This is a genomic window from Erythrobacter aureus (genome assembly GCF_003355455.1).
GTDB classification, from domain to species: Bacteria; Pseudomonadota; Alphaproteobacteria; order Sphingomonadales; family Sphingomonadaceae; genus Qipengyuania; species Qipengyuania aurea.
In genome coordinates this window covers 1467639-1492691 of sequence record NZ_CP031357.1, presented here as the reverse complement: position 1 = coordinate 1492691, position 25053 = coordinate 1467639, and the positions used below count along the sequence as shown (strand labels likewise).

Here is a 25053-nt window from a genome sequence, read left to right as displayed (position 1 = left end):
CGCAACGTTCGGTTGCCTATCGCCACGCGTCATGAGCACGCGTGAGACGTCAGGGGCGGAAGATCCCGTCATCGAAAACCGCGACCAGTTGGTCGCCCCGATGCAACGCGGCGAGAAGCCGAAAAGCAAATGGCGAATCGGTACCGAGCACGAAAAGCTCGTCTATTGCTGCACGGAACACCGCGCGCTCAGCTATGACGAGCCCGGTGGCATTCGCGATATCCTGTTGAGCCTGCGGGAGTACGGCTGGGAGCCGATCGAGGAGAACGGCAAGGTCATCGCGATGAAGGGCGAGGACGGCACGGTCAGCCTCGAGCCTGCCGGTCAGCTCGAATTGTCCGGCGCCCCGCTCGAGAATCTGCACGATACCTGCGCCGAGACCGGCCGCCACCTCGCGCAGGTCAAGGAAGTGGGCGAACGCTTCGGGGTCGGTTTCATCGGTCTTGGTATGTGGCCCGACAAGACACGCGAAGAGCTGCCGGTCATGCCCAAGGGCCGCTATGAAATCATGATGCGGCACATGCCGCGCGTGGGCAGTCTCGGCCTCGACATGATGCTGCGCACCTGCACCATCCAGGTGAACCTCGACTATTCCACCGAAGCCGACATGGTACAGAAATTCCGCACCGGCCTCGCGCTCCAGCCGCTCGCCACTGCCCTGTTCGCCAATTCGCCTTTCACCGAAGGGCAGCCCAACGGTTACCTGTCCTACCGCTCGCATATCTGGAGCGATACCGATCCGCATCGCACGGGCATGCTGCCTTTCGTCTTCGAGGACGGGTTCGGCTATGATCGCTGGGTCGACTATATGCTCGACGTGCCGATGTATTTCGTCTTCCGCGACGGGAAATACATCGATGCGGCAGGTCTGAGCTTTCGCGATTTCCTCGACGGCAAGCTGGAAGTGCTCCCTGGTGAAAAACCCACGGAAAGCGATTGGTGGGACCACCTTTCCACCGCCTTTCCCGAGGTGCGCCTCAAGAGCTTTCTCGAAATGCGCGGTGCGGATGGCGGCCCCTGGAACCGGATCTGCGCGCTTCCCGCCTTCTGGGTCGGCCTGCTCTACGAACAGGGCGCGCTCGATGCGGCATGGGATGTGGTCAAACACTGGACGATGGAAGAGCGCGAGGAATTGCGCAATGCCGTGCCCAAGCTTGCGCTCGATGCCCCGATCCCGGGTGGCGGCAAGCTGATCGATCTCGCCAGGGAAGTGCTGGCCATCTCCCGCGCGGGCCTCGCCGCGCGCGGTCGTCTCAACACATCGGGCGATAACGAAACCGGCTTTCTCGAAACGCTCGACGAGATCGTCGCCAGTGGCAAAGTGCCGGCGCAGGTCCTGCTCGACCGCTATCACGGGGATTGGGGCGGCGATATTTCGCGCATTTACGAACACAGCTTCTGAGAGCCGAGGGAGACAGGCAGTGATCCAGATCAACGGGACGATCAAGCTGGGGCGTCCGATCGATGCCGCCACGCGCAAGGCAATCGTGGAGATGGTGCGCGCCAGCCGCGCGGAAGATGGCTGTCTGGACTACACTTTTGCCAGCGACATCGCCGATCCCGATACTCTGATACTGTTCGAAAGATGGCGTGATCGCGAGGCGCTCGATACGCATGGCCAATCGGAGCACATGGCCGAGTTTCAGAAGGTGATGGCCGCCAATCCGCCGCAGTCACGCGATCTCAGAGTCTACGAGACCGACGAGGGCCAACCGCTCGGCTGACTATTCGGCGGGTTGCGGCGCGATGCCGGGACGCGGCTTCAGGCGGCTCCACAGCTTCGTCAGGGGTGCGGTCAGAAGACCGTGCCGTGCCATCCAGGCGTGATATTCGCGATATTTGGGGTCCTCGGCGAGGAGATGCGCCTCTTCGGTCTTTGCGCGCCAGAAGTAGATGGCATTGACCACCAGGAGGAAAAAGCAGTTGCGGATCGCCTCCACGATCGAACCGCTGGTGACGAGAAAAGGCAGGATGGCAGCCCACCAGAACAGATTCTTCGAAACATAGGCCGGGTGCCGCGTGAAGCGGTATGGGCCGTTGGTCAGCACGCCGCGATAGGTGAGGTTGGAAAACCGCAGACCAAAGGCGAAGGTTGCCCAGGCATAGATCCCGGTCAGGAAGACGAGCAATGCGCCCCACAGTGCGATCAGCGCGTCATTGCCCGCCATCCAGTGCAGCCAGCCAGCCGTCTCGAATTCGTAATTGATCGCCTTGCCGCCGCCGAGAATGCCCCAGACGATGGGTGGATAGCAGATGAGCGCCGCCACCCAGCCGCCCAGTAGCGGGTTGCCCGAGCGGATATGCGCATCGAGCGGGCGCATGGTTACGATATAGCCCACCGTACCGATCATCACATCGATCATGAACATCGCCTCGATGATCGTCAGCGCAATGCGTTCGGGACGCGCGGCGACCTCGGCAAAATCGGCGCTCACGATCGTGCGGAAGGCAAATGGGATGATGGAGATCATGAAGGCGGTGAAGAAGGCCTTGATGATCCAGATCTGCCAGTGCTTTTTCACCTCTGCCAAGTCCCAGCCGGGTCGCATCAGCAGCAGCGCGCCGAAGTGCCAGGCATGGTCGCGCTGGTTCACCAGAGCACGGTCGATCCAGAAAACATAGGGTACCGAAAGAACGACCAGCGGAAGTGCTGCATAGCCGAGCACCTGCATGGAGAAAACGTACTGCCCATCCCAATACCAGCGGCACAGGCAGTAAAGGCCGGCGATAATGGCCCAGGTCGCCCACAGCCCGGCCAGCTTGACCCAGGTGGCCCCGCGATCAGGCTTGCGCGTCCGCCTTAACGACCAGTCGAGCCCCGTCGAGGGACGAAGATGGACCTTTTCGACGAAGATCGACCATGCCGCCATCGGGATCGCGGCGGCCAGCAGGCCAACCAGCGCAGAATTCGGGCCACCCAGCGTATCGCGGGGCACCGCCCAGCCGAATGCGTCGGCGATATCGGGAAATGCGCGCGCGAAAGCGACCCAGGCGAACAGCCCGGCAAGACCCACCAGTCCGACGGCCGATGAGACATCGCTCTTCGGCCGCGCTTGGGGTACATGCTTCATCGCGCTCATGACCGTGCCTCGTCTAACCGGGATTGGTTAACACAGTCATCATGCTAGCATGAAAATCAGCGAAACGCGGTGATCCGGCCGCTGTCGTCGAGGATATAGAGCGTATTGTTCGCAACGACCGGCGCGAGGGAGATCGGCTGGTCGAGATCGGTGAACAGGCTGGCTGAGCCTTCGCCCGTACTGATCCTGTAAACATGTCCTTCGGAATTTACCGCCCACAGATTGCCGCCGGCCAGTACCGGACCCGACCAGAAAATCGGCCCCTTTTTGTCTTCTTCATTCCGCCAGCGCGGCAATTGGGTGAGCCAGCGAATCTTGCCCGTGGTACGGGCGATGGCCAGCAGACGCGCATCGTCGGTCAGGGCGAAGATCCACTCGCCCGCAATGGCGGGGGTGGAAATCCCGGCAAGGTTGAGTTCCCAGATCCGCTGGCCGGTGACCAGTTCGTAGGCGGCCATGCGACCGCCCTGGCCCAGCGCGTAAACGCGGCCATTGTCGATGATCGGATCGGCATCGATATCGGTGAGCGAACCGACCGAAGTCGAAATCGAGGTGCGGGCAAGCGCGTCCGCCCATAGCGTTCGGCCGTTTTCGTACCGGTGCGCAATCAGTTCTCCGGAACTGTAGCCCGCGATGACGGTGCCCTGTCCCGCGGCTGGCGCGGCCACCCCGAAGACCCCCGCCTGGGTCGAAGAGCCCGACTCCTGCCACTGGATCGAACCATCGCTGGCATCGAGCGCGAAGATCTGGTTGTCCTGCGTCATCACGAAGACCGAACCGAAGGCGATCGTCGGCGATCCGCGCAGCGGGCCGGACGGCTTGACCTTCCATAGCACCGACCCATCGGCTGCATTGAGCGCGATCACATCGCCGGCGCCGTCGGTCATATAGACCTTGCCGTCATCGTAACTCGCACCGCCGCCGAAGGCGGACGGCTTGAGGTCGCTTTCCAACCCGGGATCATAGGTCCAGCGCTGCGCGCCGGTCTGTGCATCGAAGGCGGACAGCCTCCCGTCTCCGCCGACAGCGAACAGGATGCCATCGCCCACGACCGGCGATGCGCCGAGACGACGGCGATTGGTGGCCCCTTCCACATTGACCGCGAACACGCGCGTTGGCGACGCCCCCAGAGCCAGATGGCCATACGACTTGTTGGCGTTGCCTCCCGCCTGCGCCCAGACGTCGTTCGACTGTGCCGGCGGCAGGACGACCGAAACGCCGGCCAGCGCCGGATCGACTTCGGCGCCGGTCTGGATACGCGAAAGGATCGGCTGGCGTTCCCCCATGGTCGGCGTGACCCGTTTGTTGTCGCCGCCGCCGAAAAGGCCGCCACTGCAAGCGCCGAGGCCTGTGGCCAGAACCGCGACAAATGCCGTTCGCGTAAAGTTTGTGCGGTGCTTCATCTATATCCTCGTTCCGTAAATCCTGAAGGGCCGCAATCGGCCTTATTCGGTTGCGACCACGGCGCCTTCGCCATCGGCCCCGCCGCGTTCGACCCTTTGCTCTTCGAGCAGTTCGTTCACATCCTCGATCGCATCGACGCCCAGTACGCCTGCCATCTGACGCGCTCTCGATCGGAGCGATTCCGGACTTTCCTCGTCCTTGGCGATCTGGGCGAACAGGGTGCCTGCCTCGTCGCGCTTGCCCTGATCGAGATAGGCATGGGCGAGCAGTTCACCGGCGCTCGCGAAATAGGCCTTGCCCGGCACCGCCAGCGGTTTGAGAGCAGCGATAATCTCCGCACTTTCCATGCTATCGTAATCGATTGCAGTCGCCCGCAGGCGCGCGAGGTCCCGCATGGCAGGTGCAGCGTCGTCGTTATCGGCAACAGCCTTGAACAGAGTCACGGCCTGCTCGGTATCGCCGCGCTGTTCGGCAATACCGGCGCGCATCATCGCCGCCGCGGCCGCGGCACCGCTACCTTCCTTGCCGGCGAGGTCTTCCAGCCGGTCGAACCCGCTGCCGACATTGCCCGCCTGTATCTGGTCGAGCGCACCCACCAGCGCTTCGGAATCGCTCTCCATCGCGGCTTCCTGGCGGCTGTCCCAATAAAGGTATCCGCCGAATGAAGCCAAGCCCAGTATCAGCAAGCCGAGCAGCGGCTTGCCCCATTTATCGAGGAATTCCTGGGCATCGCCTTGACGCACGGCATCGTCGACCTCGCGCAGCAAGGCCTCCTGCTCGGCACTCTGCTGCTTGGCGCGCTTTTCTTCACGGGACAATTGGTTCTTAGGCGTCAGGGCCACGGCGGCGGGCTCCATCTGGATAGGTATCGGTTTGCGCGGCTCTTTACGGACAGGTGAGGTCGAGGGCAATGGTCGGCTAAGCCTGTCCCCGCCCGCGTGAATGCTGCCTGAAACGCCTTACAGGTCAATGCGCATCGCGCTCGAATAGAGACGGCGATAGGTCGCAACCATTTTCGCCTCGTCGAATTCGGCAACTGCCTTCGCCCGATTGGCCTCGCCGACTTCCTTGCGAAGCTCTTTGGACACGGCGAGCTGGACCAATGCCATGCCCAGTTCTTCTTCGTCGCCCGGCGGCGCAATGAACTCCGTATTGGCCTCTGACACCATTCCCGCAATGTCGCCCAAGGCGGGTGCGACAACGGGAATCCCCGCCGCCATCGCCTCGACCACCGATAGCGGGAACTGCTCGGAATCGCTCGATAGCGCGAAAATGTCGAACAGGCCGATGACCCGCGCGGGAATATCGACCGCCCCCGGCAAGTGGACACGGTGATTGATCTGCAACCGGTCGGCTTCAGCCAGAATCGCCTCACGCGCCTCGCCTTCGCCGAGGATGACGAGCTGCCAGTTATCCGCCAGCTGGGAAAAGACCCGCACGAGCCGGGGCAGATTCTTGACCGTACGCAGGCCGGCCAGCGTGCCCACCCAATATTCGCCCGGATGCTTGATCAGCCGCAGCGCATCCTTTTTGGGACGCATGGCGAAGGCTTTGGTATCGATACCGTTGGGAATGCGTTTTACCCTGCCGAGCGGCTGCTGCCAGTCGACCAGGGCGATTTCCTCGAGCCGCTCGGATGGAACCACGAGCCCGGCTGCCCTGCCCAGCGCGATCCGGCGATACCAGGTTCGACTCGTCTTGAGCTTTCTCGCCTCGCTCTCGTCGAAACCGTCCTCGTGATGGATCAGCGGAGGCAAGCCGTGAAGGTCCTTGAACAGCGTGTGCGCCATGACTGCGTCCATCGCGCCCCAATTGTATGTGCACACGAGATCGTAGCCGCGCATCGCCCTGGCGAGTTTCTGCAATCGCCCGGGCGTGGGCCGGCCTTTGAGGCTGGGAAATTCGGGTTGCAGGCGAATATCCACGCCCTTGGCGATCCGGTCCGCGGCGCCCAGCCTGTCGGGCTCGGCGGATATGATCGTATGCCGCGCTTTTTTCCCGAACGCATTTATCAACTGGACGGTGCGCACTTCCTTGCCTCCGGGGGCGAAGGTGGATTGCAAATGAAGGATGTGCGGCACCGCCCCGCCCCGCGCCCGGCTCACGCGATTAGCGCCAGTAGCCGGTCGATTATGGCGCGCGCTTCCGGCTCGTCGAGCGTGGGAGCGTGGCCGACGCTGGGTACCGTGGCGCAGATGGCTTGCGGCGCGCGGCGCTGCATTTCGGCAAAGGCCTGTTCCGAAAGCAGTTGCGACAATTCGCCGCGCAGCAGCGCCAGGGGCTTTTCCGCCAGCACATCGAAAGCGGGCCAGAGATCGGGGGGTACGGCCGCTTCGTCGGCAGCAAGAATGGGTTCGGCGATCTTCATGTCGTAATCGAAGGCGATCCGGCCGTTGTTGCACAGGGTCAGCGTGCGCTTGGCCATGACGATCCAATCCTCGGTCCCGAAGTTCGGAAACGCGGCGCCATGCACATCCTCGAGCGCGCGCGCGGCGTGCATCCAGGTCGAAAAACTGCGCCCCTGGCCGATATAGGATTTGATCGCGTCGAGCCCTGCGGTTTCGAGCACCGGCCCCACATCGTTGAGCAGGGTCCCGGCAACACGCTGCGGCTGTGTCGCCGCGATCATCAGGGTGATGAGCCCGCCCATCGAGGTGCCGATCGACACGAAACTGTCGATCCGCTCCGCGTCCAGCAGGGCCAGAATATCGAGCGCATATGTCCCGACATTGTAGCTGGCGGGATCCTCGGAATAGTCGCTGTCGCCGCGCCCGCGAATCGAAGGCACGAGCACCTGCCAGCCCTGCCCGGCGATATGCGGCGCAAGACTATCGAAATCGCGCGCGTTGCGCGTCAAACCATGCAGGCAGATGACCGGGGGGCGATCGTTGGCAGCGCCATATTCGCGGAAGTGAAGGGTGAGACCGTCGGCGCTCTGCCAATGGCGGTCGGTATAGCTGGTATCCATTCTGGCGGCAAAAACCTTAGTCGCTTTGCGTTGCTGCCCTTGTTTCGGGCCGTCTTGCCGCCCACTATCGCTGTATGCGCGCCGAACCGCAAGCCGCGAGCTATCGCCCCGATACACCCATCGAAACACTGGGACACTGGATCGGCGATCCGGTAGAGCCCGCCGATTTCCCGAAAACGGTCCTGCGCTTCCGCAACGATCGTCACGCCGCGAGCGTGGGCCTTGCCGGGTTGTCGGATGACGAATGGCTTGCCCGGTTCGGGCGGTTCGAACCGCTCGAGGGCAACCTCCAGCATCCCCTCGCGCTGCGGTATCATGGGCACCAATTTCGCGTCTACAATCCCGAGATAGGCGACGGCAGGGGCTTTCTCTATGCGCAGATGCGCGACGCCGAGGGCTGCCTTCTGGATCTGGGCACAAAGGGATCGGGGCAGACGCCGTGGAGCCGCAAAGGCGACGGGCGGCTCACTCTCAAAGGGGCCGTTCGGGAAATTCTCGCGACCGAGATGCTCGAAGCGCTGGGCGTCGATACATCGAAAACCTTCAGTGTGGTCGAAACCGGGGAGGAATTGTGGAGGGGTGACGAACCCTCCCCCACCCGCTCTGCGGTGATGACCCGGCTCAGCCATGGCCATATCCGCATCGGCACGTTCCAGCGCCTCCTCGCCCTGGAAGAACCCGATCATATGGCCCAGCTCGTCGATTATTGTCTCGGCAATTTCCCCGGCCCGCCCCCGCCCGAGGACGCGCCCGGACGTGACGAACCGACGGTCCGTCTGATGCATCTGGTGGTCGAGAGACTCGCCGATCTTGCGGCGAGCTGGATGGTCGCGGGCTTCGTCCACGGCGTGCTCAACACCGACAATATGAATATTTCGGGCGAGAGCTTCGATTACGGCCCATGGCGCTTCCTGCCAAAGTGGGACCCGCGCTTCACCGCCGCCTATTTCGATCATCAGGGCCTCTATTGCTTTGGCCGCCAGCCCGAAGCGCTGCACTGGAACTGCGGCCAGTTCGCCGTCGCGCTTCGGTCGATTGCCGAGGCACCGCCGCTGATCGCGGCCATGGAGCGGTTCGGGCCTCTCTACATGGCAGCCGTCGGCAGACGGTGGTGCTGGCGGCTCGGCATTGAATCGCGCGGCACCAAGGCCGATACCGCGCTGGTCGGGGCTTGCGAGAAAGCGATGACCGAAAGCGGCATCGCACCCGATGCGTTTTTCTTTTCGCATCGCGGGGGCAGGAATGTGCCGGGCGAACTCGCGGATGCCTTCGCGGAGTATGCACCGGTCGCGAGCGATCACCCTTATTGGGAGGACCCTGCGCCGCAATCGATGTTGATCGACGAGGTCGAGGCGATCTGGGCCGCCATCGCGGACGGTGACGATTGGCAGCCCCTTCACGCCAAGGTTGCCGCCTTGCGGAGAATGGGCCAGGCGCATGGCGCACCCCCCATACCGGCAGGCCATTCAGGGCCTTTCCCGTCGAGTTGAATTGACGCGGCCCGTCTAACCTCCCACCTAGGCCGCGCATACAGAGACATGAAGGATACGAATAGCGCCATGGCGACCGATCTGGTTTCAACCGAACCTGCCACTGGCAGTGAAATCTGGCACGGCACATCGGGCAATGTCGACGCCGCTGTCGAGCGTGCGCGCGAGGCGATGCGCGATTGGGCACGCGAACCGCTCGGTCGGCGGATCGAACTCATGCGACGGTTCGCCAATCAGGTGCGAAAGCATTCCGAACAATTTGCCGAACTGATCGCACGCGAGACGGGCAAACCACTGTGGGAGGCCCGCACCGAGGTGGAATCGGTCATCGGCAAGGTCGAGATATCGATCACCGCCTATGCCGAACGGACCGGCCAGAAGAAGCTGAACAGCGCCCTGCAGGGGACCGCCGCGCTCCGCCACAAACCCCATGGCGTCATGGCGGTGCTCGGCCCATACAATTTTCCGGCACACCTGCCCAACGGACACATCGTTCCGGCCCTGATCGCCGGCAATGTCGTGATCTTCAAACCAAGCGAAAAAACGCCGGCCGTGGGCGAATTTCTCACCCGCTGCTTTCACGAGGCCAAGGTCCCCGAAGGCGTGGTGCAATGCATCCATGGCGGCGTCGAAGTGGGACAAGGCCTGGTCGAACACTGGATGGTCGATGGTGTTCTGTTCACGGGTTCAGCGCGGGCGGGCATTGCGATCAATCGCAAGCTGGCCTCCGATCCTGGCAAGATCGTCGCGCTGGAAATGGGCGGCAACAACCCGATCGTCATGCTCGACACCCCAAAGATCGACGATGCCGCGGCAACGATCGTACAATCGGCATTCACATCCGCGGGGCAGCGGTGCACCGCAGCACGGCGGCTGATCGTGGTCGATTCGGTGTTCGACAAAATCGTCCCGGCGGTGAAAGAACTGGCGGAAAAGCTGATCGTCGACGAACCATTCGCCGATCCGCAGCCCTTCATGGGCTGTGTGATCGACAACGGCACCGCCGATTTGCTGTCCGAAAGCTTCGTTGCGCTGATGAGCCGGGGGGGCAAGCCGATCATGCATATGCGGCGGCCCGACGAGAAGCTGCCCTTCCTGTCACCCGCGATCCTCGATGCGACCGAGATTCACGAACGCCCGGATATCGAACTGTTCGGCCCGCTTTTGCAAGTGATCCGCGTGGCCGATTTCAACGAAGCGATCTATGAAGCGAACAATACGCGGTATGGCCTTTCGGCCTCTCTGATCGGCGGAAAGCCCGAAGATTTCGAACTGTTCTGGCACGAGATCCGCGCCGGGATCGTCAACTGGAACCGGCCGACCAATGGGGCATCGTCGGCAGCACCCTTCGGCGGTGTAGGGCTGTCGGGCAATCACCGCCCCGCTGCCTTCTATGCCGCGGATTACTGCGCCTATCCTGTCGCCAGCACGGAAATGGAACAGCCGCGCGCAAGTATCGGCGTGGGCATCAAGGAAGGCTGAGCGCGGCTTACTCTGTGGTGACCAGATCGATCTCGGTCACCCCTTCGGGCAGTCGGCGCCCATAGACGACATAGGCCGAGGATCCCTTGGTTCCGCTCAGAATGTTGTCACCCGCGCTGGTGACATGCTCGACGCTGAATCCCGCAGATTTCGCCCGCGTGCTGTAGAATGCCAGCACTTCGTCGAGCGCGACCGGCGTCAGGAAAGAGACGACCCTCAGCGCGCAATCGCCTTCGTCGGTACCGGCAGCTTCCTGCGTGTTGCCACGGGGATAGACGGGGAAGGCCGCAGGCAGCTTGGCCGCCCAGGCCGAAGTGTATTTCACCCTGTCGCCGCAATTCGCGTCGCCCGGCGCAACGGCGGCGCGCGCGGCAGCTACCATCGCGGCGCTTGGTGCGGCATCGTCGCCCAGCGCCTTGGCAGCCGGGGCCGATGTCAGTTTACTGTGCCCGCCGACCAGTTCGGCCGCGCGGCTGCGCGCGGCCTCGATCGCACGCGGCGACTTGTCGATATTCGGGATGGCGGCATTGCCCGTCCCCGACAGGGCGGCATTCGCCTCGTTGCGACCGGCCAGATCCGGGTCGGTCATCAATTCATCGTTGAGCGCCTGTTCGCTGGCCGGGTCCATGGCGTCGCCCGCCGCCTCGTCCTCTGCCTTGTCGCCACAGCCGGCAAGCAGGGCGATCGGGAGGACGGAGACGAGCAGGCGACGTTTCATAGGTAGACCTTCAGCTTGGAACGAGGCCGACATAGGAGCCAGAACCGCCGGGGTTCCAGCCTGTCGGCAGGGCCTGCACCATAGCGGGACATGGACCGCCGCGAAAGCTAATGGGCGCCGCCCGCCCTCCCGGTGGAGAACGAACGACGCCCGCACGGCTCGGTGGGAACCGTGGTATCCGACCGCGGGTGGGCACGGCCGAAACTCGTAATGATTGTCAGCCGCAGCGCGTTTTGGAGCGATCGATCGTACGCCCCAGCAAGGCGCCTGCGGCACCGCCGAGGATCGCGCCGAGCGTGCGGTCGCCGCGCCCGGCGACTTCATGACCGATCAGCGCGCCGACACCGGCACCGACAAGCAGGCCGGTGGTGCCATTGTCTCGGCGGCAATAATATCGCCCGTCACGCCCGCGCCAGATGCGCGTATCCGAGCGGACGGGCTGGCCGTAATGGCGATCGTAACCCATGTAATAGGGGCGCGCGTCGTAGCGGCGATCATCGCGGTAATCCCGATAGTCGCGGTAATCGCGATCTCGGTAGTGGCGATACTTGCGTTTCTTTTTGTGCTCGTAGGTCATGTCGCCGGTCACAGTGGCATGAGCCCCTTGGGGTGCATGCAGCGCCGGGGCCGCGCTTACCGGCATGGCAAAGGCGAGGCCCGATGTGGCCAGCGCCAGCGAAACGGTCTTGAGAATCGTCGACATGGGTTCGTCCTTCTTTATTTGGGCTGGCCACCACAGCCGCGTCGATGATGCCGTTAAGCTTTAAGTCCACAAAGATGAACCGAATGCAACGGCGTCGTCAGATTTGCGATTTTCGACGAACCGAGGCCGCAGCGAGGACGAATTGAGGCTTGCGGGGCTCTCCGCAGCCGCCTAGCGCGCCCCGATGGACGCAGGCGCCCCACCCCAGCATGACCGGACGGGCCTCGCCGCAGCCTTCGGGGCCTATGTCATCTGGGGCTTCCTGCCGCTCTATCTGATTCTCGTTCAGAGCGTTCCCGCGTTCGAATTTGTCGGCTGGCGCATCATCTGGACGCTGCCCCTGTGCCTGCTAATCGTGCTAATACGCAGGCAATTGCCCGCATTGCGCGCCGCGCTGGCCAATCGCCGCACACTCGGCTGGCTGGCGGCGAGTGCGGCGCTGATTGCGGTGAACTGGGTCGTGTATGTCTGGGCGATCCAGAATGGCCAGGTCTATGCGGCCAGCCTGGGCTACTACATCAATCCGCTGCTCAATGTGCTGCTGGGCACCTTGCTGCTGGGCGAGAAGCTGACCCGGCCGCAATGGGTCGCCGTCGGCATTGCGGCGGTCGGCGTATCCCTGCTCGCCGCGGGCGCGCTGACGACTTTGTGGATCAGTCTGACGCTGGCGCTGAGCTTCGGGACCTACGGGCTTATCCGCAAGCAGGTCGATGTCGGGTCGGTCCCCGGGCTGACCATCGAATCCGCCCTGCTGCTGCTGCCATCCATGGGAGTCGCCTGGTATTTCGCGCAGACGCAGGGTTCCTCTTTCGCCGTCTCGACCGAGCTGAGCCTGGCGATCATGGCGGGCGGCGCGCTGACCGCCTTTCCGCTGCTGCTCTTCGCCATTGCGGCGCGCAAGCTTCCTTATTCGACGCTCGGCTTCATCCAGTTCCTCGCACCGAGCATCGTCTTCATCCTCGGCCTGACGGTCTTCGGTGAAGAGCTGAAACCCGTGCAGGCAGCCTGTTTCGCCTTCATTTGGACCGCTGCTGCGATTTTCGTCTGGGACCTGGTGGCCCGGACTAGGAAGCCAGCCGCCAGTTGAGCGTTTCGCCCGCATGGAAAGGCACGATCGGTGCCTCGCCCCCATCGATCTCGGCGGGAACCTCCACCGCCGCTTTTTCCAGCGTGATCCGTTCCTCGTTAGGCGCAAGGCCGTAAAAGGCCGGGCCGTTGAGGCTGGCAAAGGCCTCGAAACGATCGAGCGCGCCTTCGTCCTCGAACACCTTGATGTAGCTCTCCAGCGCGAAGGGCGCGTTGAAGATGCCCGCGCAGCCGCAGTCGCTTTCCTTGGCATGGCGATGGTGCGGCGCGCTGTCGGTGCCGAGGAAATACTTTGCCGAGCCACTCGTCGCCGCGCCGCGCAGCGCCAGACGGTGCTGTTCGCGTTTGGCCACGGGCAGGCAATACATATGCGGGCGGATGCCGCCGACGAGGATATCGTTGCGGTTGATATGCAGGTGCTGCGGCGTGATCGTGGCGGCGATGTTCGGCCCCGCGCTCTCGACGAAGGCCACCGCCTGCATCGTGGTGATATGCTCGAAGATCACCTTCAGGTTCGGCAGCCGGTCGACCAGTGGCTGAAGAACACGGTCGATGAACACCGCTTCGCGGTCGAAGATGTCGATGTCCGGCGTGGTCACTTCGCCATGGACGCATAGGGGCATGCCGATCTCCGCCATGCGCTCGAGCACGCCCATGATGTTGGCGATATCGGTCACGCCGTGGGCTGAATTGGTTGTCGCCCCCGCCGGATAGAGCTTGGCTGCGGTCAGCACGCCATCCGCATGGCCGGCCGCCAGATCGTCCGCATCGCTCTCGTCGGTGAGATAGGCGGTCATAAGCGGCGTGAAATCCACGCCCTCGGGCACGGCCGCCAGGATCCGCTCGCGATAGGCGGCGGCGAGTGCGGTGGTGGTGACCGGCGGCGCGAGATTGGGCATCACGATCGCCCGAGCGAACTGACGCGCCGTGTGCGGCACCACCGCGCGCATCGTATCGCCATCGCGAAAATGCAGGTGCCAGTCGTCGGGGCGGCGGATTGTCAGCGATTCGACCATGGTGTTGCCTATGGCGGCGAGCGGCCTATCTGTCACCCATGACTGCCACTCGCCTGACCAGCCGCTCCGTGATCCGCCTCTCCACCGAGGACCCGGCGGAGGACGTCGTCGACTTCCTGCAGGGCCTCGTTACCAACGATGTCGCAGGCCCCCTGCCCGCCTATGCCGGGCTGCTGACGCCGCAGGGCAAGACGCTGTTCGATTTCCTCGTCTGGCCGGGCGCGGAAGGAGAGCTGCTGATCGACTGCGAGGCGGATGCGGCGGAGGATCTTGCCAAGCGCCTGTCGCTCTATCGCCTACGCCGCAAGATCGCCATTGCGGTCGACCCTTCGGTTGCGGTCCATTGGCAGGCGCATCAGGGCGATGGCGGAGCGCCCGATCCGAGAAACGCGGCGCTCGGGCAGCGTTGGCTTGCACCGACGGATGACGGCGATCGTCCGGCGGACGGGGCGTGGCTGGCACATCGCCTTGCTCTCGGCGTCCCTGAAACCCGTGCGGAGCTGGGCGATATCCTGTGGCTTGAAACCAATGCGGTCGAGCTGAATGGCGTCAGCTTTTCCAAAGGCTGCTATATCGGCCAGGAAAACACCGCGCGGATGAACTGGCGCAGCAAGGTCAACCGGCGCCTGATGGTGGTCCCGCTCGCCCAATCGGCCGAAAAGCGGCGCAAGGCGGCCTATCCGGAACTCGATCTGGCGGTCGACCATTTGCGGCTCGATGCAATCGACCCTGCCATGACGCCCGACTGGCTGAAATCGGCATTGGCAGAGTAAGACTGGGCGGAATCCCATCACAATGGCTCTGTTTCGCAAAGGGTTGTTTGGGAGGATTACATCCGTGTTGAGGAAACTGTCTGCATTTCTTGCTCCACTCGCTCTCGCCGGCACAGTACAGGCGCAAGATGCGCCCGATCCACCGTTCAGCGGACAGGCCAAAGCCGAAGTGGTAGCGACGCTGGGAGAGAAATTGCGCTCCAATTATGTCTTCCCCCAAATTGCCGAGAGTGCATCCGCTACGCTCGCGCGCCTTTCTGCGAACGGGAAATACGACGGAATCGACAATCCGCAGGCCTTCGCCGATGCCCTCCGCGGCGATTTGCGCGAAGCGGGCAACGATCGACATTTGCAAGTGCGCTATGATCCTTCGTTTCGCGAAATGTCGCCTGAAGAGCGTGGTGCCGCGCCATCGGAAAAGGAAGTCCGCGAAACCAGGCGGCAGCTTGGCATGCAGGCCTTTGGCATCCACCGCGTTGCGCGATTGCCGGGAAATGTCGGCTATCTCGATGTCCGCTTCTTCGGGCCGACAGAGTTTGTCGCCCCCGGCTACGAGGCTGCCATGCAGATGCTGTCGGGGATGAGCGCGGTCATCATCGATTTGCGCTCGAATGGCGGCGGCGATCCCGCCAGCGTGGCGCAGCTCGCCAGCCACTTCTTCGCGCAGGGCGACGAGCGACACCTCAACAGCATTTACAACCGGGTTGAGGACACCACACGCGATTTCTGGACCGTACGCTCGGCTGCCCCGCGTTACACTGGACCCGTTTTCGTTGTGACGTCGGATTATACGTTTTCGGGTGGCGAGGAACTCGCCTACGACCTACAGACGCAGGAACGCGCGACCTTGGTCGGGGAGACCACGGGTGGCGGGGCGAATCCCGGCGAGCCGATGTCGCTCGGTCATGGGTTCTACGCCTTCATCCCGACCGGACGCGCCATCAATCCGGTCACCGGCAAAAACTGGGAACATGTCGGCGTAAAGCCCGACCACCCGATCGCAGCCGAGGAGGCGCTGGTCGAAGCTTATCGCCTCGCGCTGGTAGAAGTCGCTCGGAACGAACCGGACGCGCCGACGCGTGCGGAATACGAAGCGCTTGCCAAGAGCGAGCTATCCGACATTGCCGAACTCCCGCGCTGGAAGCACCCCCGCGAATAGGAAGCTATTTTACCGGAGGTGGGATCTCCATCGATCGCACCAGCATCCGCTCCGCCCGGTCGCGCGCCGCTGTTTCCGGCAATCCCAGCGACCGAGAAAGGGCCGTCCCGATGAGGGCATCGCCCATCGCCAGCAGCACCAGTGCCAGCGTTTCTTCGTGAAGCTGCATCGGCGCGTTGCCATGCGCGGCTTCTTCCGGTGCGATCTCGTCGACCAGTTGGTGGATGGTTTCCACGATCGGCGTCAGCGCATCTTCATTGCCCGTCAGGATCATCCAGCTCGCGAGCGCCCCGGCACCCTCCTTGTCGAACGCATCGAACGCCAGATCGACCACTTCGCGCGGGCTGCCCAGCCCCGCCCGGCTTGCCCTGACGGCGTCGATGATCGTGTCGCACACAGTGCCCGCCAGATGCCCTGCCAGTGCCTTTTGAAGGCCTGCCGCCGAGCCGAAATGGTGCAACAAATTGGCATGGGTACGCCCGATTCGCGCGGCGACCGCCTTGAGTGTCACCGATTGCGGTCCGGTCTCGATAAGGAGCGAGCGGGCCGCCGCGAGCGCGGCGAGGCGCGATTCTTCATGAGAAAGTCGTTTGCGTGTCGCCATGTGCCGGGGGCCTACCTCATCGGCCAAAGGCTGGGAAGGCACAGCACCTCTTTATTGACAGTGGTGTAAGCAGTCCTTACTTACACTGATGTAAGTTAACTCAGCGGAGCCCATGATGAACGCCCCTGTTTCGATCGATACCACCGTTCGTAAAGCCGCGCCGACACCGGCCGACCTGACTATCACCGTACGCGACGAACGTTTCAACCGCAGCACCAGCCCGCGCCGTTGGTGGGCGGGCGAGCCCTTCGGTACCGCGTGGCACAATGCACTTTCAGCCACCTTCCCGAGGGGCGAAGCCTTCTTCATCGAAGCGGTAAAGGCGCATCGCGAAGGAGCCGACCCCAAGCTCGAGGCCGAAATTCGTGCGTTCATCAAACAGGAAATCAACCACACGCGCGAGCATATCGCCTTCAATCGCCTGGCCGAAGACGCCGGTTACGACATCAAGGCCATCGATACGCGCGTGGCCGAGATGCTGGCCCTGACCAAGGACCGCCCGGCAATCGCCAATCTGGCCGTGACCATGGCGCTGGAGCACTATACGGCCATGATGGCCGCCGAATTCCTCGCCAATCCGAAGCATTTTGCCGAGGCCGATCCGGAGGTCCGCGACATGTGGCGCTGGCACGCGGCCGAGGAAATCGAGCACAAGGGCGTGGCCTATGACACATGGCTGCATGCCACGCGCGACTGGTCGGGCTGGAAGCGCTGGAAAGTTCGCAGCCTGGTGATGATCAGCGTTACCGCGCGCTTCTTCAAGAACCGTTGGACCGATTCGCTCGAACTGCTGAAACAGGATGGCATCACCGGCTGGAAAGCCAAATGGGGCCTGCTTAAGTATCTCACGGTGAGCCCCGGCGTTGTCCGCCGTATTTTCCCCGCATGGCTGGCTTACTTCAAGCCCGGCTTCCATCCGTGGGATCATGACGATCGCAAGCTCATCGAGCTTTATGAGGGCGATTTCGAAGACGCCTTGATGCCTGCGGAGTAAGCGGCCTACAAAGAGGATAAGGCCCCGCCAGCATATCGCCGGCGGGGCCTTTTGCTTTGTTCACGCCGCCATTTGCGGAGCGATGGCGGCACTGTCGTCGAGATCAAGCCGATAGAGCGCGCAGTCGGCATCTTCGCCCCGGCCGCAGCTATGTCGCGCGGCAATCTTGCCTGTCGGTACGAAGCCGATCTTGCGCAAGACGCGCCCCGAAGTGGGATTGTCGATGAAGTGACCCGCCACGATCCGCGTGTGACCGAGCAGCTTTGCCACGTCCAGCACACCGCGCGCCGCCTCGCTCGCGAAGCCGTGCCCCCAGTGGTCACGGGCAACCCAATAGCCGAGCTCAACATCGCCATTGCCCATTGGATCGATGCCGATGCACCCGATCACTTCCGATCCCGACTGGGTGGGCAGCGTAATCAGGAAGCGCGGAAAGTGCGGGTCCTGCGCCTGCATGACGAATTCACGCGCATGTTTGGGGAGATAGGGCCAGGGCGCGCGGGCAAGATTGCGGACGATGCCTTCGTCGGCAATGCCGCCAAATAGCGCGTCTGCATCTTCGGGCCAGGCAGGCCGCAACAGCAGCCTCTCGGTTACATGGAACATCGGTATTCTCCCCTTGGATCCACGCTCCGGGCTCCTAGGCCGGACGCGTGACAATTGCGTGATGACGAAAGAAAGTTTCGCCAGCGAAATCGAAGAGGGAGAAACGACAAGAGGGAGACGGGTTGGCCCCATCTCCCTCTTCGGTTGCCGGATCATGGACCCGGCTGGGACCGTCCCGTTTGGACGATCCCGTTATCGGAGCGTCCGGTTATTCGGCGGCTTCGGCCATCATGTCGACCGAGACGAACTTTCGGTCGAGCTTGCCCTTGTGGAAGCGCACAATACCGTCGGTAAGGGCGAACAGCGTGTGATCCTTGCCCATGCCGACATTGGTGCCCGGATAGAACTTGGTGCCGCGCTGACGCACGATGATGTTGCCGGCGACGACATTCTCGCTGCCGAACTTCTTCACACCAAGGCGACGACCGGCTGAATCGCGACCGTTGCGCGACGAACCGCCTGCTTTCTTATGTGCCATCGTCCGTGTTCCTTACTTCTTGTCTTCGGTCTTTTTGGCGGCGGCCTTCTTGGGCGCTGCTTTCTTGGCCGGAGCCTTCTTCTCGGCAGCGTCCTTCTTCGGAGCAGCCTTCTTCTCCGCGGTATCGGCCTTCGGAGCAGCTTCCTTCTTCGGCGCGGCCTTCTTGGCGGTGCCGGTGCCGACGTCGGTGATACGCAGCAGGGTCATCTGCTGGCGGTGGCCGTTCTTGCGGCGATAATTGTGGCGGCGACGCTTCTTGAAGACGATGACCTTTTCGCTCTTAGCCTGCGCAATGATCTCCGCCGAAACGGTGACCTTGCCGGCATCCGAAAGCGTATCGCCTTCGCCTGCAAGCAGGACGTCGCCCAGCGTGATGGTGTCGCCGGCTTCGCCAGCCAGCTTCTCAACCGCGATCTTGTCTCCGGCGGCAACCCGGTACTGCTTGCCGCCCGTGCGCACTACTGCGAACATGGTACGTATCTCTCGTTCAAATTGCTGTGCCCTAACCCACAAGACGAACTCTTGCGAATAAACGGCGCGCCCGTCTGGCCGCCCATGGCAGCCCCGGAAAGAAGCGTGCCGTTAAGCGAAAGGAGGGGCCAAGTCAACGCTTGCCGAGAGGAAATTTGCATCCTCGCTGGCGCGCTGCGGAGTGCGTGATATGGAGGGCACGATGATCGATCGCAAGCTTACTGTCGCCCCCCTGTGCGCTGCGCTGCTAGTTGGTTGCGCCGGTACCGCCTCGGATCGCTATCCCTCGCTCGCAGTTCGCGACGTAGAGCGAGCCGAAGGCACCTTCCAGCCGGTACCGGGGCGAAAGCTCGACGTTCCCGAGGTGGAAACCGATCTCACGGGCGATCTCGACACGCGACTCGCGGCACTGGTCGGGCAGGTCCGCAGTTCCCATGCCGATTTCTTCGGTGCGGTGCCGGATGCAGAACGCATGGTGGTTGCCGCAGTCGGAAGCAGCATAGGGAGCGACAGTTGGGCAGCAGCGCAGGTTGCGCTGGCCGATCTCGATTCGGCACGCAGCAATTCGGCTGTCGCGCTGGGCGACCTCGACATCCTCTATGCCGCCGCGCGTGTGCAGGCGCAGGACGCCGAGGCCATCGAGGCCGCCCGTAATGCCGTGATTGCGCTGGTGGCCGAGGAAGACGCGGTGCTCGAGCGATTGCGCGCGCAAATTCGCTAGCGGGCGGAAGAGCAAGCGAAAAGCGCGGAACCGGTTGCCCGACCCCGCGCTTCCCCCCGGCTTGCCGCGCGCTCAAGTCAACGCGGCAATCGTCCTTTCAGCGAGACCCCAGTCCAAGACGAGCGCCGGAAAAATCGGTTCTGATATCGATAGCCCGCCGCCATCATGGCGAGGAAGGCCAGATAAAGTGCCACCGTCATGATATAGAGCCACCTCGGCAATTCGAACCCGCGCTCCACCTTGCAGGCGGCGACGGCGTGCCTGGCGACAAGTTCACGGGTGAGGCGCTTCGACATGGTCAGCTCCTTTGCGTTCCAATGGATGCGCCGAAGCCGGGACACGGTCCTTGATGCCGATCAACAAGAACCGCTTTTTCCACCATGCCGGATCGCCGCGGTCTCGATCCTCCTTCCGGAACCCGCAACCGGTATCCGGTCGCTCATCGAATCATCGTCGGCCTCGAGAGCGTTCCGCAGGTCCGAAGCAGTGTGCGCTCGTGGCTCAGATTTCCAGGTACTGACCGGTGATCCCCGGCGCGCCGGCGAGATACGCTTCGGTAGCGTCTACGGCTTCCCCTTGGCCGGCCACCATATTGATCCGCCGAGGCGCGTGCTTGCGCGCCAGCCCCGCGACGATCGCCAGCCGCCATTCGCGATGGCCGTGATCTGTCGGCGGCAGGAGAAGCAAGACATCCTCCCCCGCGGTCAGCCTGCCTTCGACATGGGCCAGCCAATGTTGGTGAAAAACACCCGCGGCGGCGAGCGGGTCGTCGGGCAATCCGTCGACCGGGATACGTTTCATTCGCGGCGCTCGCGGTGGAGCGTGATGCCGATCTTCTCGCCCGCTTCGGCAATTGCCAGCTTGACGATCTTCACCGTCACCGCCTCAACGCGCGCATCTTGCAGGAACAGGGTTTCGCAGACGTGGTCGGCCACCGCTTCGATCAATTTGAAATGCACGCCCTCGGGCAAGGCATCGGACGCGGCGAACTTCAGATCCATGTAGTTCTTCGAATCGTCGAGCGGGGTGTCCGCATCGTAGTGGTCGAGCGGTTTCATCCGCACCTTAATGGTAAAGCGCAGCGGCTGGGGGCGGCCGGTTTCTTCGGAATAAATGCCGGTGAGCACGTCATGCTCGAAATCGGCCACTTCGAGGATCAGCGAATCGTTCATTGCGGGGGGCTTTAGCGCGGATTCGACCAGCGCGCGAAGATCGCCGTAGGCAACAGGCGGCCCGAGCCATCCTCCTGCACCGCCAAGTCGCCATGCTCGATCGTTCCGGGAAGCCCTTCGAAGACCTCGGCGAGCAGGCCCGCCAGCGCGAGGCTGCTCATCCGCACGGCATAAACGGTAAGGAAAAGAAACCGGCTATCGCCATCGAGCAACCGGCGACAATCGGAGACGAGCCCGGGCAGGCCTTCTTCCAGCCGCCAGACCTCGCCATCCGGGCCGCGTCCGAATTTGGGCGGATCGAGAATGATCCCATCGTACCGCCGCCCACGACGAACCTCTCGCGCGGTGTATTTCACGGCATCCTCGACCAGCCAGCGAATCGGACGATCCTCGAGACCCGCCAGCGCCGCGTTCTCGCGCCCTTGGCCGACCGACTTCTTGCTCGCATCGACATGGGTCACTCGCCCGAAGCGCGAGAGTGCCTGCGTGCCGACACCGGTATAGCCGAACAGGTTCATGGTTTCGGCGTCGGTGCAGCCTTCGAGCCGGTCGCCCATCCAGTCCCACACCGGCGCCATATCGGGAAAGAAGCCAAGATGACGGAAAGGTGTGCACTGGGCGGTGAAGCGCGCTTCCTCGCCCCAGCCCAATGCCCAGCCATCGTCGGGGACCGCCTTCGAATAGTGCCAGCGACCTCCGCCATCCTCGTCGCTGCCGGGCACGAACTCGCCATGCGCGTCCCATTGCTCCAGCCGGGGCGACCACATGGCCTGCGGTTCGGGCCGGATGAAGCGGTAGGGGCCATACGCTTCCAACTTGCGACCATGCCCGCTGTCGAGCAGGCGATAGGCATCCCAGCCCTCGCCTATCATCAGGACAGGATTGCGGCGCAGTTCGGCCATCAGGATGCGTTCGCCAATATGTGATCGCGCACGGCCTCATAGGTACCCGGAAGCTCGGTATAGGCTTCCTCGCGGGCGAACAGGTCGCCCACGCGCCCCGGCAGCGCAGGCCGCGATCCGGTGGCGCGTTCGACCGCGTCGGGGAACTTGGCAGGATGCGCGGTTACCAGCGTCACGACCGGCACATCGGCGGGAAGATCCGCTGCGCGCGCGGCATGAAGCCCGATGGCCGTGTGCGGATCGACGATCTCGGCGCATGCCTCGCTCGCCCAGCGCATGGCGCGGGCCATATCGTTCTCGTCCGCACGCATGCTGGTGAACAGGGCGGCGGCCCCTTCGCGCTGGGCATTGGTCAGCTGCATCGCCCTGCTCGCCTCGAAGGCGCGCATCTGTTCGGCCATGGCCATGCCATCGCGCCCACCAACGTCGTACAACAGGCGTTCGAAATTCGAGCTCACCTGAATGTCCATGCTCGGCGCGGCAGTGGGCGTGACGCTCCCGGTCGAATAGTCACCGGCCGACAGGGCACGGTGGAGGATGTCGTTGACATTGGTCGCCACGATCAACCGTTCGACGGGCAAGCCCATGCGCGCGGCCACATGGCCGGCAAAGACGTCGCCGAAATTACCCGTCGGCACGCTGAAGGCCTGTTTGCGGTCCGGCCCGCCGAGCTGGAGCGACGCGGCGAAGTAATAGACCACCTGTGCCATCAGCCGTGCCCAGTTGATCGAATTGACCGCACCGATCCGATGCTTTGCGGTAACGTCGCGGTCGGTAAAAATTCGCTTCACCATCGCCTGCGCATCGTCGAACGATCCGTCGATGGCGATATTGTGGACGTTGGGCGCGCGCACCGTGGTCATCTGGCGGCGCTGGACATCGCTTACCCGCCCCTTGGGGTGGAGCATGAAAATCTCGACCCGGTCGAGCCCGGCTACGGCATCGATCGCCGCGCTACCCGTATCGCCGCTGGTCGCGCCCACGATGGTCAGGCTGCCATCGTCGCGTTCGAGAAACTCCTCGAAGAGCAGACCGAGGAGTTGCAGCGCGACATCCTTGAACGCCAGGGTCGGCCCATGGAACAGTTCGAGCAGCCATTGCCGTTCGTCGAGCTGGGTGAGCGGGGTGACCGCCGCATGGGCAAACCGGCCATAGGCCTTCGCGGTAAGCTCGCCCAGACGGTCGGGGCTGAGGCAGTCGCCGACAAAGGGCTGCATTACCCGCGCCGCCAGTTCGGCATAGGGCAGCCCGCGCATCGCTGCGATCTCATCGAGCGAGAATTGCGGCCATTCCTCGGGCACATACAAGCCGCCATCGCTGGCGAGGCCCGCCAGCGTGACACCGGCGAAATCGAGCGCGGGCGCGCTGCCGCGAGTTGAAACGTACTTCATCGGAAAAGGCGGTTAGCGGGGCGCAGGGGCGCGGGCAAGCAAGCGGCTCTTTAATCCGCCCTAGCGCGGGTCGAACTGCGGCGCAGCGCAAGGATGTAGATCACCAGCGCGGTCAACGCGAAAAAGAACCACTGACCGGCATAGGCGAGGTGGTTGTCAGGCAGATCGCGCGGATCGGGCGGAGCAAGCAATTCAAGACCCGCAACGCTTTCGGCGGCGACGATCCTGCCACCTGGGGCAATAGTCCCGCGAACCGCACCCCCGGCCCAGTCCACCGGGGCCGGATTGCGGGAGAAGCCCAGGTCGACCCGCAGCTTCGTGCCATCGGCAAGTGAACAGGTTGCCCGCTGCGCCACGCCCTTCTCTCCCCGCTGGCTGGTGCCAGCCACGGTGGTGACGCCCTCGATTTCAACGCATTCGATCGTCGTGCGCCGATAGAGGACACCTTCCAGCGCATCGGGATCGCGGGGATATTCGACCTCCGCCGACATTGCCAGAGATTGCTCGGCCCGGGCGATAAGCGCTGCCTTTTCGTCCATTCGGCCCAATTGCCAGAAGCCCAGCGCAACCATCGTTGCAATCGCCGCCGCCACGATCACGGTCGGTATCAGCGGAATGCGCATTTACAGATCCCTGCTGCCCGCCTCGCGGGCATCGTTGAGGAATTCGCTGGCGAGCAGCCACGCCTTGGTCACGCGCAGCCCGCCGATAACGAGTGCGAAGGTGAGCGGAACCCAGAGAAGCGCGTGCACCCACCAGGCAGGTTCCAAAGACAGCTCCACCCATATGGCCAGCGCGACGGTGATCGTACCCACTGCAAGCGTCACCAACGCCGCAGGCCCGTCTCCGACATTGAAACGCGAATAGTCGAGGCCGCAAGCGCGGCACGTCTTCGAAAAGGCCAGCATGCCGGCAAACATCGTCTTCGCCCCGCAGCGAGGGCACAAACCGAGAAGGGCAGCCTCGGCGATACCGGGCTGCCCTTCGCGTGTTTCAGGCCTGTCGGAAGGCATCAGTGGACGGCAGCGCCCCAGCCGCCCCAGACATAGACGGTGACGAAGAGAAACAGCCACACGACGTCGACAAAGTGCCAGTACCACGCAGCGGCTTCGAAGCCGAAATGCTGGCGCGGGGTGAAGTGGCCCTTATAGGCACGAACCAGGCAGACGATCAGGAAGATCGTGCCGACGAGGACGTGGAAACCGTGGAAGCCGGTCGCCATGTAAAAGGCCGAGCTGTAGGTGTTGCCACCGAAAGCGAACGGCGCATGGGCGTATTCGTAGGCCTGGATCGCGGTGAAGATCACACCGAGGATGATCGTCAGCCACAGGCCCTTTTTGAGGCCTTCGCGATCCCCGTGGATCAACGAATGGTGTGCCCAGGTAACGGTGGTGCCCGAACACAGCAGGATCAGCGTATTGAGCAGCGGAAGGCCGAACGGATCGATCACCGCTTCGATCGCCTGCGGCGGGAAGACCCCGCCGACGACCTCGGAAATCTCGCTGGGGAACAGCGCGAAATCGAACCAGCTCCAGAACCAGCCGACGAAGAACATCACTTCCGAAGCGATGAAGAGAATCATGCCGTAGCGCATGTGAAGCTGGACGATCGGCGTGTGATCCCCGCGCTCCGCTTCTTTCACGATATTGCCGAACCAAGCGAAAAAAGTGGCGATCAGGCCAGCGATGCCGAGGCCGAGCACGAGATGCCCGCTGGCCATTTCGTGCATGTAGAGCACCATGCCGCTGGTGAAGGTGAGCGCCGAAATCGAGCCGATCAGCGGCCAGATATCGGGTTCGAGAATGTGATATTCGTGATTGACGTTGCCAGCCATA

29 protein-coding genes are annotated in these 25053 nt (G+C 63.2%); 9 read left to right on the top strand and 20 right to left on the bottom strand.

The genetic code is table 11. The features are described from left to right. The first annotated feature begins 31 nt into the window (after positions 1-31). Positions 32-1402 carry a glutamate--cysteine ligase gene (locus tag DVR09_RS07285; RefSeq protein WP_115416348.1) on the top strand — a complete coding sequence of 457 codons (1371 nt, stop codon included), beginning with the start codon at positions 32-34 and terminating at the stop codon, positions 1400-1402. A 19-nt stretch (positions 1403-1421) separates the two neighbouring features. Next, complete coding sequence (locus DVR09_RS07280; RefSeq protein WP_115416347.1) at positions 1422-1724, top strand: putative quinol monooxygenase; 303 nt, start codon at positions 1422-1424, stop codon at positions 1722-1724. On the opposite strand, the gene DVR09_RS07275 is transcribed toward DVR09_RS07280, so the two are convergent. The 5 genes from DVR09_RS07275 to DVR09_RS07255 all read right to left on the bottom strand — a co-directional run bounded on the left by DVR09_RS07275 (position 1725) and on the right by DVR09_RS07255 (position 7452). Continuing rightward, positions 1725-3080 carry a methyltransferase family protein gene (locus DVR09_RS07275; protein WP_435867790.1) on the bottom strand — a complete coding sequence of 452 codons (1356 nt, stop codon included), beginning with the start codon at positions 3078-3080 and terminating at the stop codon, positions 1725-1727. Between the two features lie 56 nt (positions 3081-3136). Beyond that, complete coding sequence (locus DVR09_RS07270) at positions 3137-4483, bottom strand: outer membrane protein assembly factor BamB family protein (protein WP_115416346.1); 1347 nt, start codon at positions 4481-4483, stop codon at positions 3137-3139. A gap of 42 nt (positions 4484-4525) precedes the next feature. Then, positions 4526-5326: a tetratricopeptide repeat protein gene (locus tag DVR09_RS07265; protein ID WP_162814876.1), complete on the bottom strand. Its 801-nt coding sequence runs from the start codon at positions 5324-5326 to the stop codon at positions 4526-4528. Positions 5327-5443: 117 nt separating this feature from the next. Beyond that, a complete protein-coding gene (locus DVR09_RS07260) occupies positions 5444-6589 on the bottom strand; it encodes a glycosyltransferase family 4 protein (RefSeq protein WP_115416344.1) in 1146 nt (381 codons plus the stop codon). Beyond that, positions 6586-7452 (bottom strand): alpha/beta fold hydrolase, encoded by an 867-nt coding sequence (locus DVR09_RS07255; RefSeq protein WP_115416343.1) that lies wholly within the window; start codon positions 7450-7452, stop codon positions 6586-6588. The genes DVR09_RS07260 and DVR09_RS07255 overlap by 4 nt, the downstream gene beginning before the upstream one ends. 74 nt (positions 7453-7526) lie before the next feature. Here DVR09_RS07255 and DVR09_RS07250 point away from each other — a divergent pair, with 74 nt between their 5' ends. Both DVR09_RS07250 and astD read left to right on the top strand, forming a co-directional pair. Next, entirely contained in the window at positions 7527-8942 is a 1416-nt protein-coding gene (locus DVR09_RS07250; RefSeq protein WP_115416342.1) for a protein adenylyltransferase SelO family protein, read from the top strand. Positions 8943-9011: 69 nt separating this feature from the next. After that, a complete protein-coding gene (gene astD, locus DVR09_RS07245; protein WP_115417845.1) occupies positions 9012-10424 on the top strand; it encodes a succinylglutamate-semialdehyde dehydrogenase in 1413 nt (470 codons plus the stop codon). A 7-nt stretch (positions 10425-10431) separates the two neighbouring features. On the opposite strand, the gene DVR09_RS07240 is transcribed toward astD, so the two are convergent. Continuing rightward, a complete protein-coding gene (locus tag DVR09_RS07240) occupies positions 10432-11142 on the bottom strand; it encodes a hypothetical protein (RefSeq protein ID WP_115416341.1) in 711 nt (236 codons plus the stop codon). Between the two features lie 217 nt (positions 11143-11359). Then, positions 11360-11845, bottom strand: a complete 486-nt coding sequence (locus DVR09_RS07235) for a glycine zipper 2TM domain-containing protein (RefSeq protein WP_234041585.1) — start codon at positions 11843-11845, stop codon at positions 11360-11362. A 184-nt stretch (positions 11846-12029) separates the two neighbouring features. Here DVR09_RS07235 and rarD point away from each other — a divergent pair, with 184 nt between their 5' ends. Further along, positions 12030-12932, top strand: a complete 903-nt coding sequence (rarD, locus tag DVR09_RS07230; protein WP_115416340.1) for an EamA family transporter RarD — start codon at positions 12030-12032, stop codon at positions 12930-12932. Here rarD and pyrC read toward each other — a convergent pair. Beyond that, entirely contained in the window at positions 12910-13947 is a 1038-nt protein-coding gene (gene pyrC / locus DVR09_RS07225; RefSeq protein WP_115416339.1) for a dihydroorotase, read from the bottom strand. The two genes, rarD and pyrC, sit on opposite strands and share 23 nt — an antisense overlap. Positions 13948-13985: 38 nt before the next feature. Here pyrC and ygfZ point away from each other — a divergent pair, with 38 nt between their 5' ends. Both ygfZ and DVR09_RS07215 read left to right on the top strand, forming a co-directional pair. Next, complete coding sequence (gene ygfZ / locus DVR09_RS07220; RefSeq protein WP_115416338.1) at positions 13986-14720, top strand: CAF17-like 4Fe-4S cluster assembly/insertion protein YgfZ; 735 nt, start codon at positions 13986-13988, stop codon at positions 14718-14720. A gap of 67 nt (positions 14721-14787) precedes the next feature. Further along, entirely contained in the window at positions 14788-15879 is a 1092-nt protein-coding gene (locus tag DVR09_RS07215; protein WP_234041584.1) for a S41 family peptidase, read from the top strand. Positions 15880-15883: 4 nt separating this feature from the next. On the opposite strand, the gene DVR09_RS07210 is transcribed toward DVR09_RS07215, so the two are convergent. Further along, positions 15884-16483, bottom strand: a complete 600-nt coding sequence (locus tag DVR09_RS07210) for a TetR/AcrR family transcriptional regulator (RefSeq protein ID WP_115416336.1) — start codon at positions 16481-16483, stop codon at positions 15884-15886. Positions 16484-16598: 115 nt separating this feature from the next. Between DVR09_RS07210 and DVR09_RS07205 the strand changes: the two genes are divergently transcribed. Further along, on the top strand, positions 16599-17477 hold the full coding sequence (locus DVR09_RS07205; protein WP_174223733.1) for a metal-dependent hydrolase: 879 nt from the start codon (positions 16599-16601) through the stop codon (positions 17475-17477). Between the two features lie 60 nt (positions 17478-17537). Here the strand turns inward: DVR09_RS07205 and DVR09_RS07200 are convergent, their stop codons facing one another. The 3 genes from DVR09_RS07200 to rplU all read right to left on the bottom strand — a co-directional run bounded on the left by DVR09_RS07200 (position 17538) and on the right by rplU (position 19032). Further along, positions 17538-18083 (bottom strand): GNAT family N-acetyltransferase, encoded by a 546-nt coding sequence (locus DVR09_RS07200; protein ID WP_115416335.1) that lies wholly within the window; start codon positions 18081-18083, stop codon positions 17538-17540. A 208-nt stretch (positions 18084-18291) separates the two neighbouring features. Further along, positions 18292-18561: a 50S ribosomal protein L27 gene (rpmA, locus tag DVR09_RS07195; RefSeq protein ID WP_067673038.1), complete on the bottom strand. Its 270-nt coding sequence runs from the start codon at positions 18559-18561 to the stop codon at positions 18292-18294. A gap of 12 nt (positions 18562-18573) precedes the next feature. Beyond that, positions 18574-19032, bottom strand: coding sequence for a 50S ribosomal protein L21 (gene rplU / locus DVR09_RS07190; protein WP_115416334.1), 459 nt, complete (start codon positions 19030-19032; stop codon positions 18574-18576). A gap of 202 nt (positions 19033-19234) precedes the next feature. On the opposite strand from rplU, the gene DVR09_RS07185 reads away from it, so the two are divergent. Then, positions 19235-19753, top strand: a complete 519-nt coding sequence (locus tag DVR09_RS07185) for a hypothetical protein (RefSeq protein WP_162814875.1) — start codon at positions 19235-19237, stop codon at positions 19751-19753. Between the two features lie 77 nt (positions 19754-19830). Here the strand turns inward: DVR09_RS07185 and DVR09_RS07180 are convergent, their stop codons facing one another. The 8 genes from DVR09_RS07180 to DVR09_RS07145 form a co-directional block, all read right to left on the bottom strand. Beyond that, a complete protein-coding gene (locus DVR09_RS07180) occupies positions 19831-20049 on the bottom strand; it encodes a hypothetical protein (RefSeq protein ID WP_115416332.1) in 219 nt (72 codons plus the stop codon). Between the two features lie 205 nt (positions 20050-20254). After that, on the bottom strand, positions 20255-20554 hold the full coding sequence (locus DVR09_RS07175) for a Rossmann fold domain-containing protein (RefSeq protein WP_115416331.1): 300 nt from the start codon (positions 20552-20554) through the stop codon (positions 20255-20257). After that, positions 20551-20925, bottom strand: a complete 375-nt coding sequence (locus DVR09_RS07170; protein ID WP_115416330.1) for a dihydroneopterin aldolase — start codon at positions 20923-20925, stop codon at positions 20551-20553. Before DVR09_RS07170 ends, DVR09_RS07175 begins: the two co-directional genes overlap by 4 nt. 11 nt (positions 20926-20936) lie before the next feature. Then, positions 20937-21827 carry an RsmD family RNA methyltransferase gene (locus tag DVR09_RS07165; RefSeq protein ID WP_115416329.1) on the bottom strand — a complete coding sequence of 297 codons (891 nt, stop codon included), beginning with the start codon at positions 21825-21827 and terminating at the stop codon, positions 20937-20939. Then, positions 21827-23218, bottom strand: coding sequence for a threonine synthase (thrC, locus tag DVR09_RS07160; RefSeq protein ID WP_115416328.1), 1392 nt, complete (start codon positions 23216-23218; stop codon positions 21827-21829). Before thrC ends, DVR09_RS07165 begins: the two co-directional genes overlap by 1 nt. 50 nt (positions 23219-23268) lie before the next feature. After that, positions 23269-23841 carry an SURF1 family cytochrome oxidase biogenesis protein gene (locus tag DVR09_RS07155; RefSeq protein WP_234041583.1) on the bottom strand — a complete coding sequence of 191 codons (573 nt, stop codon included), beginning with the start codon at positions 23839-23841 and terminating at the stop codon, positions 23269-23271. Beyond that, positions 23842-24231, bottom strand: a complete 390-nt coding sequence (locus DVR09_RS07150; RefSeq protein ID WP_234041582.1) for a DUF983 domain-containing protein — start codon at positions 24229-24231, stop codon at positions 23842-23844. Then, positions 24231-25052: a cytochrome c oxidase subunit 3 gene (locus tag DVR09_RS07145; protein ID WP_115416327.1), complete on the bottom strand. Its 822-nt coding sequence runs from the start codon at positions 25050-25052 to the stop codon at positions 24231-24233. Before DVR09_RS07145 ends, DVR09_RS07150 begins: the two co-directional genes overlap by 1 nt. Position 25053: the final 1 nt, after the last annotated feature.

What these genes read in the sequence shown, in the direction of transcription:
- DVR09_RS07170 (WP_115416330.1), bottom strand. Translation starts at nt 20,925, where the DNA reads ATGAACGATTCGCTGATCCTCGAAGTGGCCGATTTCGAGCATGACGTG.
- DVR09_RS07200 (WP_115416335.1), bottom strand. Translation starts at nt 18,083, where the DNA reads ATGTTCCATGTAACCGAGAGGCTGCTGTTGCGGCCTGCCTGGCCCGAA.
- DVR09_RS07205 (WP_174223733.1), top strand. Translation starts at nt 16,599, where the DNA reads ATGAACGCCCCTGTTTCGATCGATACCACCGTTCGTAAAGCCGCGCCG.
- astD (WP_115417845.1), top strand. Translation starts at nt 9,012, where the DNA reads ATGGCGACCGATCTGGTTTCAACCGAACCTGCCACTGGCAGTGAAATC.
- DVR09_RS07180 (WP_115416332.1), bottom strand. Translation starts at nt 20,049, where the DNA reads ATGTCGAAGCGCCTCACCCGTGAACTTGTCGCCAGGCACGCCGTCGCC.
- rpmA (WP_067673038.1), bottom strand. Translation starts at nt 18,561, where the DNA reads ATGGCACATAAGAAAGCAGGCGGTTCGTCGCGCAACGGTCGCGATTCA.
- pyrC (WP_115416339.1), bottom strand. Translation starts at nt 13,947, where the DNA reads ATGGTCGAATCGCTGACAATCCGCCGCCCCGACGACTGGCACCTGCAT.
- DVR09_RS07255 (WP_115416343.1), bottom strand. Translation starts at nt 7,452, where the DNA reads ATGGATACCAGCTATACCGACCGCCATTGGCAGAGCGCCGACGGTCTC.
- DVR09_RS07155 (WP_234041583.1), bottom strand. Translation starts at nt 23,841, where the DNA reads ATGCGCATTCCGCTGATACCGACCGTGATCGTGGCGGCGGCGATTGCA.
- DVR09_RS07285 (WP_115416348.1), top strand. Translation starts at nt 32, where the DNA reads ATGAGCACGCGTGAGACGTCAGGGGCGGAAGATCCCGTCATCGAAAAC.
- thrC (WP_115416328.1), bottom strand. Translation starts at nt 23,218, where the DNA reads ATGAAGTACGTTTCAACTCGCGGCAGCGCGCCCGCGCTCGATTTCGCC.
- DVR09_RS07275 (WP_435867790.1), bottom strand. Translation starts at nt 3,080, where the DNA reads ATGAGCGCGATGAAGCATGTACCCCAAGCGCGGCCGAAGAGCGATGTC.
- DVR09_RS07150 (WP_234041582.1), bottom strand. Translation starts at nt 24,231, where the DNA reads ATGCCTTCCGACAGGCCTGAAACACGCGAAGGGCAGCCCGGTATCGCC.
- DVR09_RS07270 (WP_115416346.1), bottom strand. Translation starts at nt 4,483, where the DNA reads ATGAAGCACCGCACAAACTTTACGCGAACGGCATTTGTCGCGGTTCTG.
- DVR09_RS07210 (WP_115416336.1), bottom strand. Translation starts at nt 16,483, where the DNA reads ATGGCGACACGCAAACGACTTTCTCATGAAGAATCGCGCCTCGCCGCG.
- DVR09_RS07175 (WP_115416331.1), bottom strand. Translation starts at nt 20,554, where the DNA reads ATGAAACGTATCCCGGTCGACGGATTGCCCGACGACCCGCTCGCCGCC.
- DVR09_RS07240 (WP_115416341.1), bottom strand. Translation starts at nt 11,142, where the DNA reads ATGAAACGTCGCCTGCTCGTCTCCGTCCTCCCGATCGCCCTGCTTGCC.
- rplU (WP_115416334.1), bottom strand. Translation starts at nt 19,032, where the DNA reads ATGTTCGCAGTAGTGCGCACGGGCGGCAAGCAGTACCGGGTTGCCGCC.
- ygfZ (WP_115416338.1), top strand. Translation starts at nt 13,986, where the DNA reads ATGACTGCCACTCGCCTGACCAGCCGCTCCGTGATCCGCCTCTCCACC.
- DVR09_RS07145 (WP_115416327.1), bottom strand. Translation starts at nt 25,052, where the DNA reads ATGGCTGGCAACGTCAATCACGAATATCACATTCTCGAACCCGATATC.
- rarD (WP_115416340.1), top strand. Translation starts at nt 12,030, where the DNA reads ATGGACGCAGGCGCCCCACCCCAGCATGACCGGACGGGCCTCGCCGCA.
- DVR09_RS07185 (WP_162814875.1), top strand. Translation starts at nt 19,235, where the DNA reads ATGATCGATCGCAAGCTTACTGTCGCCCCCCTGTGCGCTGCGCTGCTA.
- DVR09_RS07250 (WP_115416342.1), top strand. Translation starts at nt 7,527, where the DNA reads ATGCGCGCCGAACCGCAAGCCGCGAGCTATCGCCCCGATACACCCATC.
- DVR09_RS07165 (WP_115416329.1), bottom strand. Translation starts at nt 21,827, where the DNA reads ATGGCCGAACTGCGCCGCAATCCTGTCCTGATGATAGGCGAGGGCTGG.
- DVR09_RS07235 (WP_234041585.1), bottom strand. Translation starts at nt 11,845, where the DNA reads ATGTCGACGATTCTCAAGACCGTTTCGCTGGCGCTGGCCACATCGGGC.